The following is a 16,439-nucleotide window of genomic DNA, read 5'->3' as shown; positions in this document are numbered from 1 at the left end:
TGAATAAATGGCTCAGTCCAACCAGTGCTAGCCTGAATAGGCCAAGGATAGTGTAAACCTAATCCGCATGGATGTTTCAATTGATAGGCGCAGTGGTACGGATTTCATTAGGGGCGCAGCTTGACTGTTAAGCCCGTATATATGGCAGTTCAACCGCTTCTAGCGGTAAATGAGCCGCATCAAAAACAATGACAAGTGTGAAGCAATAGAATAGAAAACTAAGGCCAAAAAGCTTTGGGTAAGCAGAGTATTATCTTGACTCACCGGGAGCGTCCATATATGGCCAGCTAGCTTTCGAGGGGAAGGGACGCCCCATCGGAAGCGTTAGCATTTTCGAATAAGACCGAAGAACACTAAAATGAAGTTTAAAGCTGGATTAATTTCCGTCGCGACTTTTTCGCTGCTGTTGTTTGGTTAAATAGCGAAAATGTTGCCGGAACGGCAGGGGTGATCCAAGAGGGGATTGCTGTTGATCCCCTTTTGGCCCGTGCAGGGTGGAACCTTGCGGTCTTAATTCAAACGAAGTTTGATAAATCTGGTGTGGGCGAAGCGCCACGACGTTAGTGGCCGCACGATATACTTATCAAAAACCTATTTATATCCCCAAGGCGCTGGCGGTAATGCCACTGGTTGAGATAAATCAAACTCAACTTTAAAATCGCGATTCTCTCTGGTTAAACGATAAGTAAAAGTATGCGCTTCAATCATCATCTGCCACTCATTAGTGACCGATTGTGTTAAGCCATGTTGCTTGAAGTTGGCAATAGACTCATCGTCCACAGGAAACGTTTGTAAGTTGGCAGTGCCAGTATCGCGGGTCTCTCCACCATACATAGTCACTTTATCATCGGTGCCATCTTTATGACGATGATCATGCTTTAAGCGCAATCCGGTATCGGTTTGAGTTATCACCCAAGTGCGAGAGTGATCATCGCCAACATGAAATGGAATACGTAACTGATGATTGGTGCAATCTCTTACATGCATAACTAATGGTTTGCCACTAAAACCATCTCCTTCACTGCCACCAGCAGTGATCTTACCGGCAAAAGCTTTGCCACACAGAGCGCTAATAGCTTCAAAAAATTGCTGTTGCTGTACCGAGTTTGCGGCATAAGCAGGATTAACCAACAAAGTGCTACCACACAGCAATACACCACTGAGATATGCGCTAAGCCTAATTAACGTTGGCATAATGATCGTTCCTTGTTTATCAAACCATTGGGTAATTTAATCAATAAGTACAGTAGTATAACAAAACGACTACTGAGCAGACTAAATTAAAAGACGTAAGTATCGAAGCAGATTACCTTGTTATTGAATCTATTGCTGCTAGAAAAACAAAACCCGCAACGTTAATGCGGGTTTTTATGACAATAAGTTAACGTGTTAGCTTACTTGGCGTATTTAGACTTAGTCGCCCAAGTGGTCGCTTTAGCTGGACGCTTAGCGCCTTGGCTTTTAGGCGCTTGCCCTTTTGCCACTTGGCCCGAAGCCTTAGCTGGAGACTTGGTTTTTTGCCCTACAGGCTTAGCACTGCCTTTATCTGCTTTAGCGTTACCTTTACGGTCTTCAAACTGATCGGCAGAAAAACGAGTCATGGCTTTTTGGCCGCTTTGTTCTTTCGCTTTAGCCGATGGCTTTTGGCCCCACTTCACTTTAGTTTGCTCGTTACGCGTTTCGGGTGGCACCAAATGATTTGGACCATTACCAATTAACGACTCTTTACCCATAGCCACTAACGCTTCTCGGATCATCGGCCAACCCATTGGGTCGTGGTAACGCAATAAGAATTTATGCAATTTACGCTGACGGCCTTTTTTCGGTACTGTCACTTGTTCACTATCATGCTTAATGTTTTTCAGTGAGTTAAGTTCGGTATGATAAATCGTGGTCGCATTTGCCATCGGAGATGGATAAAAGTTTTGCACCTGGTCGAGCTTAAATTTCTGCCCTTTTAACCATAATGCCAAATTAACCATGTCTTCATCGGTAGTACCAGGATGCGCCGAAATAAAATACGGAATTAAGAACTGTTCTTTACCCGCTTCTTTAGAAAACTTATCAAACAGTTCTTTAAACTTGTCATAGGTTCCCATACCTGGCTTCATCATTTTACTGAGCGGGCCTTCTTCGGTATGTTCAGGGGCAATTTTTAAATAACCGCCCACATGATGCTTAGCTAACTCTCTAATATATTCAGGGTTTTCGATAGCCAAATCGTAACGAACGCCCGAAGCAATTAACACTTTTTTAATGCCCGGTACTTCACGTGCCGCTTTGTATAAGTCGATGGTGTGTTTATGGTCTGTGCCTAAATGGCCACAAATAGACGGGAACACACACGATAAACGTCGACAGGTTTTCTCGGCTTTCTCACTGGTACAACCTAAACGGTACATGTTCGCCGTTGGGCCACCCAAGTCAGAAATGACGCCGGTAAAACCAGGCACTTTTTCTTGAATATCTTTAATTTCTTTGATGATCGACTCTTGCGAACGACTTTGAATAATGCGTCCTTCATGCTCGGTAATCGAACAGAATGAACAACCACCAAAACAACCGCGCATGATATTGATAGATGTCTTAATCATATCGTAGGCAGGAATTTTTTCTTTGCCGTACATCGGATGCGGGATGCGTTGATAAGGTAAATCGAATACCGCATCCATTTCGTCGGTGTTTAATGGCCACGCAGGTGGGTTTACCCATACACCACGGTTGGCATCGTGTGGTTGAAACAACGCACGGGCACAACCCGGGTTTTGCTCTTGGTGCAAAATACGCGAGGCATGGGCATACAAATACTTGTCTTCGCTGACCTTGTTATAGGCAGGAAGTAGCACATAGGTTTTTTCCCATGGCTTTGGACGAGGCGGTTGAACGCTAATGGCCTTAGGAGCCTCGTTATCAAAAATCTTTTCGTCTGTTGGACCTGACAAATTACTGCAACCAACATCATCAGCACCATATGGGCTAGGTAATGGCTCAATTTTATGTAATTGGTCTATTTTACGCGAATCCATACCGCGCCAACCTGGCATAGGCTCTTTACGCATTGTTGCGGTACCACGAACATCGTCAATATCGCCAATGGCTTCACCCGCAGCAATACGGCGTGCAACTTCCATTAATGGCCGTTCAGCATTGCCGTAGATTAGAATGTCGGCTTTGGCGTCAAAAATCACACTGCGACGCACTTTATCTGACCAATAATCGTAATGGGCAATACGGCGAAGACTGGCTTCAATTCCACCAATAACAACCGGTACGTCTTTAAAAGCTTCTTTACAACGCTGGGTATACACGGTCACGGCACGATCGGGGCGTTTGCCACCAATATCGCCGGCAGTGTAAGCATCATCATGACGTAACTTACGGTCAGCGGTGTAACGGTTAATCATCGAGTCCATGTTACCAGCGGTTACCCCAAAAAATAGATTTGGGCGACCTAGTTGCATAAAGTCTTCTTTGTTTGACCAATCAGGCTGCGAAATAATACCCACACGATAACCTTGGGCTTCTAACATTCGCCCAATCACCGCCATACCAAAACTTGGGTGATCTACATACGCGTCGCCAGTCACGACAATAATATCGCAACTATCCCAACCTAAAATATCCATCTCTTTACGAGACATGGGTAAAAAAGGTGCCGTTCCGTAGCATTCAGCCCAAAACTTTGGATAATTAAATAACGTTGACTCAACTTGCATGTATATGACCTACATAAATGGGGAAAACCAGCCTAGCTGATCCGATGACAACATCAGCCTATGGCTGAATTTAACGGACGCGGAGTATAGCAGTACAGCGACACTAAGTGTGACTAAAAAAACATCAAAAGTGAAATATTTTTATCCCTTTATAACCCTGTAAAACACGCGGGAATATTGCTATTCCCGTATACTTTCAATGCTATAACCCTAGAAAGAAGCCAATATTAGCGACCGCTAAAACCAATAGCACAATCCAAGTGGTTAACACGCCCCAAAAACGACCGAAGTGATGGCCGCCTTGACCTTGATTTAATCCAATAGCATGTAATAAACGCGCAACAATCCATGCCGTGCCCAAACTGTGAATCAAGTAAACCGGCATACCATTCAGTTCAGCCAGTGCTAACAAAATTAGTGCTATGGGCGCATTTTCAATTAAGTTGCCATGAGCTCTTATTGCAATGGATAATCCTTGATGGCCACCATCACCGATACCAATTTTATTTGCTCGACGAAATTTAACCACTTTATAAGATAATGCTAAAACCAACAGCGCCGTTAAGCCCGCATATAAACCCGATACCATCAATGTCATGTGTTATTCCTTAAGTCGTCTATATTATTGTTATTATACTAATCTTTGATTTGTTGATGTTATCACTACATTTTGAATCAGTTTGGCTGTAAACACACGCCTTAATCGGTTAATATTCGCGCCAAAATAAGCTCAATACCTTAACAAGAGTGACTACTGCCCAGTGGATAATCAGGATTTTTTAGAAAAACGTAGATTTATCATTAAATTAGGTAAGTACCTGCACAAATTTGGTACTCCTGCGTATCGCTTAGAATCCCATTTGCAAACGGTATGTAATACCCTTGGTATTGAAGGATATTTTTTAATATCGCCAACATCGATGACATTTGTACTCCAACATGACACTGAGCAAGAATACAATCACGTTGCACGCGTTAAACCTGGCGACTTAGATTTAGGCTCGTTAGCTCGTACCTTTGAGTTGGTTGAAGAGCTCAGTTCTGGACAGCGAACCTTACAAGAAGCGTTAGAACGCTTAGAAGAAATCGCCAATAAACCCAATCCTTATGGCCATAAACTGACGCTGTTAGCTTTTGGTTCAAGCGCGGGTGCCTTCGCCATGTTAATGGGTACCGGTTGGCATGACGTTTTTTGGTCAGCTATTTTTGGTTTACTGGTATACAGCTTAGTTTTTTGGGCCGAACGCTCAAAACGTATCGCAGAAATGCTCGAACCGATGGCAGCGGTAGTGTGCGCTATCTTGGCATCGGGGATTGCGCAATTAGACCCGAGTATCAATTTACCTGTAACCATTTTATCGGGGATTATTATTTTTGTTCCCGGTCTTGCACTCACTCTCGGCTTAGCAGAACTGGCCGCCCGAGATTTAATCTCTGGTACGGCACGTATTATGGATGCGGTGATGCAGTTATTTAAACTGTATTTTGGTGCCGTGCTTGGCATGACCATTGGTAAAGCTATCTTTGGTGAAACTATCTATGTTGAACCAATACCATTGCCTCGCTGGGCGATTTGGTCTGCGGTGCCGTTACTGTCTATGTCGTTGGTTATTATATTTAAAGCACGCTTAAAAGACTCTCCTTGGGGCATATTTGCTGGCATTGTGGCATTTTTCTCTGCCATGCTAGGTGGGATTTATCTCGGTGAGTCTATTGGTATTTTTGTCGGTGCACTAGCCGTGGGTATCTATTCAAATCTGTATGCGCGTTGGATGAAAGCGCCTGTGTCGATTGCGTTACTGCAAGGTATCGTTATTCTCGTTCCTGGTAGCAAAACCTATATTGGTCTCAATGCATTAATTTCGGGCGAAACCATGCTCAATCAAGCCCATTTGGGCTCACAAATATTCTTAATTTTTATGTCCTTAATCGCTGGGCTTATTTTTGCTAACGTTATCGTGCCCCCTCGCCGTTCGTTATAAATCTTACAAGTTAACATTACCTTCCTATCGGTATTAAAGGGCAGCTATAAAGGCTGCCCTTATTTTTTAACAACTCAAATACCCACATAATTTAAATGGATTAATGAAATTTTATTCAAGCTAAATGCTTGACTATTATGTTATTCAGGTATGATATGAAACAAAGAGGCAACATAAAAAGTTCATATTGAAAACAATAGTTCTATTCTTACAGACCTCTCAAAAAAATATAACAATAAAAATAAGGACGAAGCTATGCCAATCATATTTATGGCAGTATTTTTTTTCGTCATCCTGCTTTCTTCGCCTGCTGTTCAAGCAACTATTGCTAACAGTGCGGCACAGTTAAAAGCCAACGATGACTCTGTCACTACGCCCTCTAGTCCATCGACAATCAATAAGCATGATGTCGAAAAAGTCGCGAACATTGTAATTGTTAGTCATCCTATTTTTGATGAGTCAGCTCCGGACGCTATTTTCCTTCACCGTTGGGCAAACTATCTGCATATTAATACCAAAGAGTCGACCATCCTCAATAGCTTAAGCTTTGAAAAAGGCGAAAAAATTACTCAAAAAGATCTTGAAGAAGCGCAGCGCTTATTGCGCTATGAACCTTACATTCGCGATGCAGATATCAACATTGCCAGAAAAGATCCACTAGCCGACGACAACGTTGAAGACGTGGTATTAGTAGAGACATGGGATAACTGGTCATTACTGCCAACAGTCAGTTTGAGTAAAAATGGCGGCGACACTAAATACTCGTTTGGTATGAAGGAAGATAACTTACTGGGTTTAGGGGTTAAAACTAAAATAAAATACCAATCGAGTGCCGACCGCACCGGATATAAGTTTGCCTTTGATGCTCCAGTAAGATGGATTAAACACGGTAATGTGTCGGTCGATTTTTACGACAACAGTGACGGCCAAGCATCTGCTATCGCCTTTAATAAGCCCTTTTATACTTTAGACACTCAAAACATGTACGCCCTGTCATGGTTAACAGATACCCGCATCGACACCATAAGACAAAATGGCCAAGACATTAACGAATTTGAACATGTTATTGATTATGCTAACGTTGGATTTGGTTGGTTAGTCGATAAAACGCCAGATCAATTGCACCGTATTAGCCTAGGGATAACCCAAGACCAACATCAATTCAATAACATCGACGATTACCCTATTTCACCATTACCGTTTGATCGTGAGTTTGTTTACCCTTGGATCAGCTACGAATACCTGCAAGACCAATACACAGTGCTGAACAATATTCATCTAATTAATAATAACGAAGACTTTAACTTAGGTTGGCACCACACTGTAAGTTTAGGATTGGAAACCAATGACGTTGCCGACAGTGCTGCTGTGGGTTATCACGTAACGGCTTCAAGCAGTCGCGGTTGGCAGGAAGACAATCAATTATTGCTAATGACCCTTAATGCTCGAACGGATATTCAAACTGGCCAACAAGATTTTTATAATGTCGGTTTAGCCGCTGAATTTTTCCACCAAATCAGCCCTAAGTGGACAGCCTATTCCAAGGCGCGTATAGCAACCTCACACAATAACTATCTTGATCAAACGTTTGCTCTTGGCGACGAAACCGGTGTACGGGGATATCCTAACGACTACCAACATGGTGACAATCAATGGTTGCTCACGAGTGAAATCCGATACTATCCAAACATCAATTTATATCAACTGGCCGAGTTAGGTTGGGCTGTTTTTGCCGATATAGGTCAAGCAAGCGGTGGCCCAGATGAGCAAAACGAAGTTGATGGCCCTATTGGTAGTATTGGTATTGGCGCACGGATTTACTCTTCTAAATCCAGTTACGGTAACGTAGCCCATGTTGATATTGCCGTCCCGATCACTACGGGCAACGACATCAACGCTTGGGAGTTCAGATTCCAAGTTAAAGACCATTTTTAATCCGGCAAACCGTTCGATTGCTATCGTATCTAACGAGAACAGCTAGTACTAACGTGTGAAAAATTTAGGCTAAACGCTTAAAACGCACCAGGTGCTGCTGATCTTTGGCGGTTATGATCCGCCCAACAAAACGATTTACTTTATACAACCATGTACAGCAAGGTTATATCGTCATTATGCACGAATCACTTGTTGCAAACTTTTTACGATAAAATAAGCAAGACTGCTTAACAGGTCTCTTCTAACTGAACTTATGGTTTCAGTTTTCTGCATTATCGCTTACTCCTACAGAGCAACGACATATCACGCGTTCAGATTTTTATACAATGACGACAAGCAGCAGTGAAATTCATAATGAAGATCTACAGCCCTTAGTTAAATGAATTATTAATATCTAACTGATTTAATGCAAAAAAGTAAAAAATGTAAATAATGTGTACTAGTTAATGATAATGAATATCATTAACTACTTTTCATTATTTGTTAATCGGTATACCTATGTTATTTAAGCCTAGCCAATTGGCTATTGCGACACATTGTGCATTATTTTTATTAGTACTCCCCGTAACTCATGCCAATGCAGAATCTTCAACACAAGCCACAGAAAACCAAACTTCAATGGAGCGAATGATTATTACTGGTAGTCGCTCTGCTGAACGGATAGAGGAAGTCCCTTCTTCAGTCACGCTTATTGAGCAACAAACCCTCGCACAAGACATGTTAATGACTTCGCAGTTACAAAACTTACTCGCATTTCGCGTTCCTGGATTAGCGCCAAGCACTGGCACATCAAGTAACTCGGGACAAAACTTACGCGGTCGTGCCGCACTAGTCATGATTGACGGCGTGCCACAATCTACCCCATTACGAAATGGAAAATTAGGCATAAGCTCTATCGATGCAGGGGTCATTGAGCGTATTGAAGTGATTAAAGGAGCGACCTCAATTTATGGCAATGGCGCTTCAGGCGGCATCATCAACTACATCACTAAACGAGCCAGTGAAGATAAAGCACGAGTTAAGGTTGGGGCTTCCAGTAAATTTAGTGCGGTAAAATTACAAGACAGTGCCGGTTATCGAGTGGATACATCAATAGACGGCACGGTTGATAATTTCAGTTACGTATTTAGTGCCATTACCGAAAAAACAGGTGTTGAACGTGATTCAGAAGGTGACGCTATCGGATTAGTCTATGGTTTATCAGAAACTAAATCGAATAATTATTTTACCAAACTCGGCTATCAACTCGACGACGACAAGTCGATTCAACTGACGTATAACTACTACGAAGCCCAACAAGAATCTGACTACATAGATGTTGTTGGCAATGCTAACACAGGCGAAAAAACTTACTCGATAGACAATACTACTGGGATTGTAAAGCTGGGCGTACCTCAAGGGCCGCGTGGCAATCATAACCTAATGTTAAAATACGTCGACCAAGATATATTCACTAACACCCAATTAACCGTTGATGGTTATCTGCAAAAAATTGAAAACATGTTTTTCTTTTCAACTGCACTAGCTAACCTAAGCGAAGGTTACGAAGGGGGACAATCATTCATCAAGTCAGAAAAGAAAGGCTTACGCGTTAACTTTGCTACCCAAGTTGATTGGGATAATGTTGAATCAACCTTCATTTACGGTATTGATGCGCTGCAAGACATCAGTTCACAACCATTAGAAGACGGCCGAATTTGGGTGCCTGAAATGGACATGCGTAACTTAGCGGTTTATTTACAAACTAAGTTTGTTATTGCCGATGATTGGGTTATTAAAGCCGGTATCCGCCAAGACAGTGTTGATTTAACGGTCGATGATTATCAAACCTTAAAACTTTGCCGAACGCCAAGTACGTGCTCAGTACCTTTTGATGTCACAGGCGGAGAATTAACATATAACTCAACCACCTATAATATTGGCTTACGTTACAATATGAACGAGTTTTTTAACCCGTTTATGAGCTTTTCCCAAGGTGCAGATATTTCAGATATTGGCCGTCTTTTACGAACCGCCACTGTCGATGATATTGCGTTAATCCGCACTGAATCATCGATTGTTGATAACTATGAAATCGGCTTTTCTGGCCAACTTGGTGATCTGAATTATGAAATTGCCGCCTACCGAAGTAAGTCAGAATTAGGCACAAGTAACAGCTTTGATGCAACAACAGGCATTTACTTACCTGTACGCGCACCACAAAAAATTTGGGGTTACGAAGCACAAGTTGACTATCGAGTGTTAGATAATCTCAATACAGGTTTAAGCTATAGTTGGGTTGAAGGTAAAGACACTGAAACGGATACTTATATAGATGGTGGCACCATATCCCCTCCTAAATTAACAGCTTATATTAGTTGGCAGCCCGTTGAAGAAGCGAGTATTGGTATTAACTACATGTATGTTGGTGACCGTGACCGATTTGAGCCGGTTGATGGCGCATATATTGGTTCTCAAGGCCCTATAGAAAATTATAACGTTGTGAACCTAACCAGTAGTTATCAACTCAATAATTGGCAGCTCTCATTAGGTGTAGAAAACTTACTTAATGAAGATTATTTTTCTGCTCGCTCACAAGCTTCTACTAACGCGAGTTACTATACTCAAGCACTGGGTACCACTATCAATGTAGGTATAAAAGCCAGCTTTTAACCTTCAGCAAGATAGCAAAAAGGGAGTAAACAATAAATTGTTTACTCCCTTTTTATTCAAGAAGACCTTATGGTCTTACGTTATTAGTCTTAAGTTAAAAGTGATGCGATACCTGTAATACCATTTCTCTTGGCGCACCAGGAAAATGACCATTACGCTCAGAAAAACCACTCACGGCATATTCTTTATCAAACAAGTTTTTCACGTTTAATTGAAATTGTGTCTCTTGCCATGTCGTGGTCCAGCTCATATCAAATACGGTAAATGGCTTAACACGTTGCGCACCGCCACTCATTTGCTCACTGACATAATCGGCCCCAAACGCAATGGCTGAGTTCAAACTGTCAATATCGTAACGAGTCCACAAACCTGCTTGATGGCGCGGCGCATTGATAAACTTACTGCCGTCGGCATAAGTGTCACCCACATCGCCTTCAGTAACTCGGGTATCGTTATAAGCATAGTTGGCCATAACGGTCCAATTTTCCGTAATATCCCCTGTTAGCGTAAATTCAGCACCGTTACTTTCAACTTGCCCAAGACTGACCAACGCTGGAGCACCATTGCTGCCATCGGTATAATTGGGATTGTTCATTGCAACATCTTTTTTATCAATTTGATAAACCGCTACTGTGGTCATTACGCTGCCATCAAACCACTGACTTTTAACCCCAAGTTCTATCTGTTTACCAACTTCAGGTAATAAGCCACCATCAGCACTTGCCGTATCTTGGTCGCCAATCGATGTCGGGTTAAAGCTTTCGGCATAATTAATATAAAACGACTGATCTGGTGAAAACTTATACACAATACCTGCGCGTGGCGATACGTGATTATCGTTATATTCAAAACCGGTTTCTTTATCAAAATCATCAAAATGGTCGTAACGTAATCCCACCATTAACAACCATTGTTCAGTTAATGCTATTTGGTCCTGAGCATATAAACCAAGGCGTTCGGTTTTTGCACCATCACGATTTTGGTCTGTCAGTGAATAAGTTGAAGGATCGGTTTCACCATAATTAAGATCAAAAATATTCAAATTTTTAATCCCATCAGCTTCATAACGTGCAAACCAATAATCGTAGTCAGAATCAACATGATGATAATCAGCACCAAATAACAAAGTTTGATCAATGCTGCCAGAAGATAAACGATAGACAAAATCAGATGTTGCGCTTATCTCTTTGTTGGCTCGGTATTGTTTGCGGTATTCACGCTTAATGGTTTTATCGTCAATATTGGCCACACCGTCACCATTAACATCAGCCCAACTTCTGGACTCATGGTAGGCTTGCTCGCGTTCATTATCGAGATAGCGAACCGTGGTATTCACGCTCAAATCATCATTGAAAAAGTGTTTTAATTCCGCTTGAAGCACAGTTGCCTCTAAGTTTTGATAGTCGGATTTTTCATTTGCGTTATAGCTTGGATCAACTAAAAAATTACCATCATCGTCAACGGGTACACCCCGTAAACGATTACCACCTAAGTCTTGTTTGATGTAATCAATCGTTGTTGTGAGCGTGGTGTCATCGCCAAGTTGAAATAATAATCCACCTGTTAATTCGGTATTTTCAGAGTCGGCATTATTTCGAAAACTGTCTTTTTGTTCATAAAAACCGCCTAAACGATAAGCAATTGAATCCGTTAAACCACCTTTAGAATCAATTGACCCGCCCATACGGTCGTTATCACCTGTGGTTAATGTCACTTCAGTATTTTGGACAAAACTCGGTTTTTTACTGACATAATTAATCATCCCGCCAGGCTCACCACCACCATATAACGCAGCGGCAGGACCTTTTAACACTTCAACTCGCTCAATATTAAATAACTGTGGTACACCAAAACCAGAAAAAGGGTCGCCTCTTACACCGTCATAAAACACATTGCTGTCATCACGAAAACCACGAAAGGTCACACCTGAATAACTGTAAATGCTCACTCCTGCTATAGAGCGGTATAAGTCAGTAATTTCACGTGCGGCTTGATCAACAATCAACTGCTCATTCAACACCTGCACCGATTGCGGTAAATCCATAATATCGGTTTCAACTTTGGCACCCACGGACGTAGAAGATTCACGATAAAAGGTTTGTGCCCGCCCCATTACGGTTATTTTCTCAATCGACTCAGTCAAATCAACGTCGGCCGCTTTCTCGTTCGCACTGACACTCAGTACAGGTAACAGCAGACTTAATATCCCAAGATTGATCACGTTCAAATGCATAACAGCTTACTCATCAGCAACAGTAAAATTTGGCCGCAATATAACATTAAACGCTAATGGAAACTATTCTCATTTGACAGTTTACATTTGTGCTTGTTTGTTAATTGATAGTGTTAATGGTTAGAGACTTTGTGGTTTGAGAGGGTATTTATTATGGGCTATAGCCACTAAGATAGAGGTCACAACAGAGCAAGAGCATTCGTGTTAATAAATCAGCCTTTGTAAACCCTCAATGTTCCGGCAACGTTTACTGAACGGATGCAGTCAACTCAAACGTTAGATCATGAGGCGAAAATAATGGATAACACTGAAGTTAAAATATAGAGAAACAATAACCAACATCTACTCGGGTTGACTATATAAGGTTAAGACACCAATATTTTCGTGTTAACGAAAAAAAGGCCTCGCATTGCTGCGAGGCCTTTTTTTATAAAGAGGTGAGTTGGCCGATAAGCCGGGTCCTGTCGTGGACAGTTATTCATCTAGGCCTGCAATCGCTCACAGGCTCAAGCAACCTACCCGGTTCCAACGCGAGCAGCGCCATGCGGAACCCTATTTGGTCTTGCTTCGGGTAGAGTTTACCTTGCTACGGACTATTACTAGCCGCACGGTGCGCTCTTACCGCACCCTTTCACCCTTACCATCTTAGCCTAGGCCAAAATGGCGGTTTCCTCTCTGTTGCACTTGTCGTCGGTTCACACCGCCCAGGCGTTACCTGGTACCCCGCTCTTTGAAGCCCGGACTTTCCTCCCCGTACTTGCGTACGCGGCAACTGTCTGGCCAACTCGGCGCGGATTATAGCCTAAGCTGCGCAACAAACCAATGCCAAAGCGACTGCCTTTTTATAAATCCAGTTCTAAACCGTATTTATATAGGGCATTTTTCTTTAAACCATGGATTTGCCCTGCTATAGCGGCAGCTTTTTTAAGCGGTAATTCTTCACAAAGTAACTTTAGCGTAGCAACTGCAACTGCTGGAATCCCTTCTTCATCAGATAATGTAAAGCCATGGCACATAATGACCATTTCGCCTTTTTGTTGATTATCATCAGCTTCAACCAGCGCTAATACCTCTGCAGCGGTGCCAGATAAGAAGGTTTCGAAGGTTTTAGTGACTTCACGTGCCATTACCACTTGCCTATCGGCGCCTAAAACGTCAACAATAGCGGCAAGGCTATAAAGTATGCGGTGAGGAGATTCGTAAAATATCAAAGTACGAGGATCTTCTTTAAGAAATTCAAGTTTATCGATACGGGCTTTTTCTTTTGAGGGTAAAAAACCTTCAAAACTAAAACGATCAGACGGTAATCCTGATGCACTTAAGGCTGTTATCGCTGCACATGCTCCAGGCAAAGGCACGACTCTGTGGCCAGCTTGACGAACATGGTTAACTAAATGGTAGCCAGGGTCTGAAATTAACGGCGTACCCGCGTCAGAAATGAGCGCGATTGATTTGCCTTCATTTAATTGTTCAACTATCCATTGCGCTCGATCACGTTCATTATGATCATGTAATGCCGTTTTACGGGTTTCAATACCAAAGTGGCTCAGCAACCTTCCGCTGTGGCGTGTGTCTTCACAGGCGATTAAATCAACCTGTTGCAGCACCTCTATTGCTCGAGCGCTGATGTCGCCAAAATTACCAATTGGGGTGGGAACAATATACAGCGCGACCATTTGGTCCATAATTACCTCGATAATGAATCTACCTGATACTTTCGCCAAGCGTAAGAGCAGGTTAAACTAGTGACAGCATCTTACCAGAGTGAAGCCAAGTGTTAAAAAGACTGAATACTACAAAATTCGTGTGCGCGTTGATTTTCTCTGTATTGGTGGTTGGTTGTGCCACCAAAAAACAGCAAGATAATGTTGACGCTAGCGCATCGCTCGTTGCCGCTGAACATCCGGCTAAAATTTATTTAGCCGAGGCAACGAATAGCAGTTTACCAGAAAAGCGTGATCGTTATTTATTACTCGCCGCTCATGCTTATATTAATGATGGTAACTTTAATTCTGCCGTTAATGTATTAACGTCAATGCAAAAGTCGATGGTGAACGTGCCCTCGCTTCAAGCGGAGCATATTTATCTGCGCGCTCGCATTGCTGAAAAAACCAATAGCAGCCAGGCCGCATTAGATATTTTACAGTATCCACCACATTGGCAGCTCCCACGCTGGCAAATGGCAAGTTATCACCAATTTAAAGCCAAATTGTACAAAAATACTCAACAGCCAATTGACCAAGTTAAGCAATTAAGCCTATTAAGCAATTACTTGCCAAAGTCTGAAACCACGGCGATCAATAATGTTATTTGGAAGCTACTGCAACCACTACATGAAGAAACCGTGCAGTCGTTTATGCGCGATCAATCAAATCCGATTTTTGCTGGTTGGTTACAATTAACCTTTATCGCTAAACATTACGCGGTTGAGCCGACGCAATTGGTGCGTTATTTAGGTGAGTGGCAGCGTAACAACCCTTATCATCCAGGTGCAGTGAAATTACCTGCTGATTTAGAAAAAGCCCTCAATGCCAAACCGTTTAGGCCGCAAAATATAGCAGTATTATTACCGTTAAGTGGCCCACGCGCTGTGGTTGCTGAACCTATTCGTCAAGGTCTTATGTCGAGCTATCTGTCTGACTATGATGCAAATGTGTCAATTAACTTTTATGACACGCAGCAAGGGGTTGCTGCCGCTTATCAACAAGCTGTAGCCAAAGGCGCAGAGTTTATCATTGGGCCATTGTTACCCAATGAAGTTGAAGAACTACAGAAAATCAACGATAAACAAAAGACCACAGTGCCGCAGCTGTATTTGAACCAAACGGATACGTTTACGCCACAACCAAACCTATTTTACTTTTCACTGTCACCAGCACAAGAAGCCAGTGATGCAGCACATAAGCTGTATAGCGATGGCGTAAAGCTGCCACTACTATTGGCAAGTAACGATCCCATTGGCAAACGTATGGCCGACAGTTTTAAGCAAACTTGGCTAACCTTAACCAGCAATGATGCCGAAGTGTATTTTTATGATGCTGGCGATCAAATGAAGGTCACAGTTCAAGAAGCATTAGGTGTGAAAGATAGCCAAGCACGTATTAGCAGAATGCGTGATTTATTGGGTAGCCGCTTAGAATCAGATTTTCGTTCTCGCCAGGATATTGATGCGATTTACATGATTTCGGGTTCACAAGATTTAGCCCTGCTAAAACCCTTTTTAGACGTTAACTTTAGTGTGTTCTCTGAACCGGTAACCTTATATACCACTAGCCGTAGCCGTCTTGAAAGCGAGTCAGCGCAGTCGGCACAAGAACTGAATAACTTGATCATTAGCGATGTACCATGGCTAATGCAATCTAACAGCGAAACCCAACTGGTGTCTGAGCTATGGAGTGGTTGGAATAACAGCCAAAAACGCCTATACGCAATGGGTTATGATGCGCTTGAATTGGTTAATCGTTTAGCGCAAATGCGCGCTTTCCCGGGTTATCAATTTATCGGCCGCAGTGGTGCATTATCAGTGAAGCCTAATGGGGTCATTGATCGTCAACTGTCTTGGGGCAAATATAACCAAGGACAATTAACACCACTATGAACAGTGGACAATTAGCTGAGCAACATGCGCGAACTTACCTTGAGCAACAAGGTCTAACGTTTGTAGATGCTAATGTTCGATATCCATTTGGTGAAATAGATTTAATTATGCGCCAGCAAGATGTCTGGGTGTTTGTTGAAGTAAAATTTAGGTCGTCAAATCAGTTTGGCGGCGCCTTAAATGCGTTAACAAGTAAGCAAATTACCCGGATAAGATTAGCCGCTGAACATTATTTACAACGACAAAAATTAAATCCACCTTGTCGCTTTGATGTCATTGCGATGAATATTGATGAAATAAACTGGCTACAAGGCTGTTTTTAA

10 protein-coding genes and 1 other RNA gene are annotated in these 16,439 nt (G+C 42.3%); 5 read left to right on the top strand and 6 right to left on the bottom strand.

Annotated elements, in window-relative coordinates:
- Window positions 1–591 precede the first annotated feature (591 nt).
- The 3 genes from SFRI_RS02055 to SFRI_RS02045 all read right to left on the bottom strand — a co-directional run bounded on the left by SFRI_RS02055 (window position 592) and on the right by SFRI_RS02045 (window position 4,314).
- Window positions 592–1,194, bottom strand: coding sequence for a hypothetical protein (locus SFRI_RS02055; RefSeq protein ID WP_011635887.1), 603 nt, complete (start codon window positions 1,192–1,194; stop codon window positions 592–594).
- Between the two features lie 200 nt (window positions 1,195–1,394).
- Window positions 1,395–3,716 (bottom strand): YgiQ family radical SAM protein, encoded by a 2,322-nt coding sequence (locus SFRI_RS02050; RefSeq protein WP_011635886.1) that lies wholly within the window; start codon window positions 3,714–3,716, stop codon window positions 1,395–1,397.
- Window positions 3,717–3,918: 202 nt separating this feature from the next.
- A complete protein-coding gene (locus SFRI_RS02045; RefSeq protein ID WP_011635885.1) occupies window positions 3,919–4,314 on the bottom strand; it encodes an MAPEG family protein in 396 nt (131 codons plus the stop codon).
- 163 nt (window positions 4,315–4,477) lie between these two features.
- On the opposite strand from SFRI_RS02045, the gene SFRI_RS02040 reads away from it, so the two are divergent.
- From SFRI_RS02040 to SFRI_RS02030, 3 genes are all read left to right on the top strand, one after another.
- Window positions 4,478–5,698 (top strand): threonine/serine exporter family protein, encoded by a 1,221-nt coding sequence (locus SFRI_RS02040; protein WP_011635884.1) that lies wholly within the window; start codon window positions 4,478–4,480, stop codon window positions 5,696–5,698.
- A gap of 255 nt (window positions 5,699–5,953) precedes the next feature.
- Window positions 5,954–7,633: a ShlB/FhaC/HecB family hemolysin secretion/activation protein gene (locus SFRI_RS02035; protein WP_011635883.1), complete on the top strand. Its 1,680-nt coding sequence runs from the start codon at window positions 5,954–5,956 to the stop codon at window positions 7,631–7,633.
- 498 nt (window positions 7,634–8,131) lie between these two features.
- Window positions 8,132–10,285, top strand: coding sequence for a TonB-dependent receptor (locus SFRI_RS02030; protein ID WP_011635882.1), 2,154 nt, complete (start codon window positions 8,132–8,134; stop codon window positions 10,283–10,285).
- A gap of 94 nt (window positions 10,286–10,379) precedes the next feature.
- On the opposite strand, the gene SFRI_RS02025 is transcribed toward SFRI_RS02030, so the two are convergent.
- The 3 genes from SFRI_RS02025 to rsmI all read right to left on the bottom strand — a co-directional run bounded on the left by SFRI_RS02025 (window position 10,380) and on the right by rsmI (window position 14,203).
- On the bottom strand, window positions 10,380–12,518 hold the full coding sequence (locus tag SFRI_RS02025) for a TonB-dependent siderophore receptor (RefSeq protein WP_011635881.1): 2,139 nt from the start codon (window positions 12,516–12,518) through the stop codon (window positions 10,380–10,382).
- A 434-nt stretch (window positions 12,519–12,952) separates the two neighbouring features.
- Window positions 12,953–13,306, bottom strand: an RNA gene (gene rnpB / locus SFRI_RS21135) — RNase P RNA component class A.
- 54 nt (window positions 13,307–13,360) lie between these two features.
- On the bottom strand, window positions 13,361–14,203 hold the full coding sequence (gene rsmI / locus SFRI_RS02020) for a 16S rRNA (cytidine(1402)-2'-O)-methyltransferase (protein WP_011635880.1): 843 nt from the start codon (window positions 14,201–14,203) through the stop codon (window positions 13,361–13,363).
- An 89-nt stretch (window positions 14,204–14,292) separates the two neighbouring features.
- Between rsmI and SFRI_RS02015 the strand changes: the two genes are divergently transcribed.
- Both SFRI_RS02015 and SFRI_RS02010 read left to right on the top strand, forming a co-directional pair.
- Entirely contained in the window at window positions 14,293–16,116 is a 1,824-nt protein-coding gene (locus SFRI_RS02015) for a penicillin-binding protein activator (RefSeq protein WP_011635879.1), read from the top strand.
- Window positions 16,113–16,439 (top strand): YraN family protein, encoded by a 327-nt coding sequence (locus SFRI_RS02010; RefSeq protein ID WP_011635878.1) that lies wholly within the window; start codon window positions 16,113–16,115, stop codon window positions 16,437–16,439. Before SFRI_RS02015 ends, SFRI_RS02010 begins: the two co-directional genes overlap by 4 nt.

This window comes from Shewanella frigidimarina NCIMB 400, assembly GCF_000014705.1.
Classification (GTDB): domain Bacteria; phylum Pseudomonadota; class Gammaproteobacteria; order Enterobacterales; family Shewanellaceae; genus Shewanella; species Shewanella frigidimarina.
Note: the sequence above shows the minus strand (reverse complement) of the source record. Positions and strands in the feature narration are given on the sequence as shown.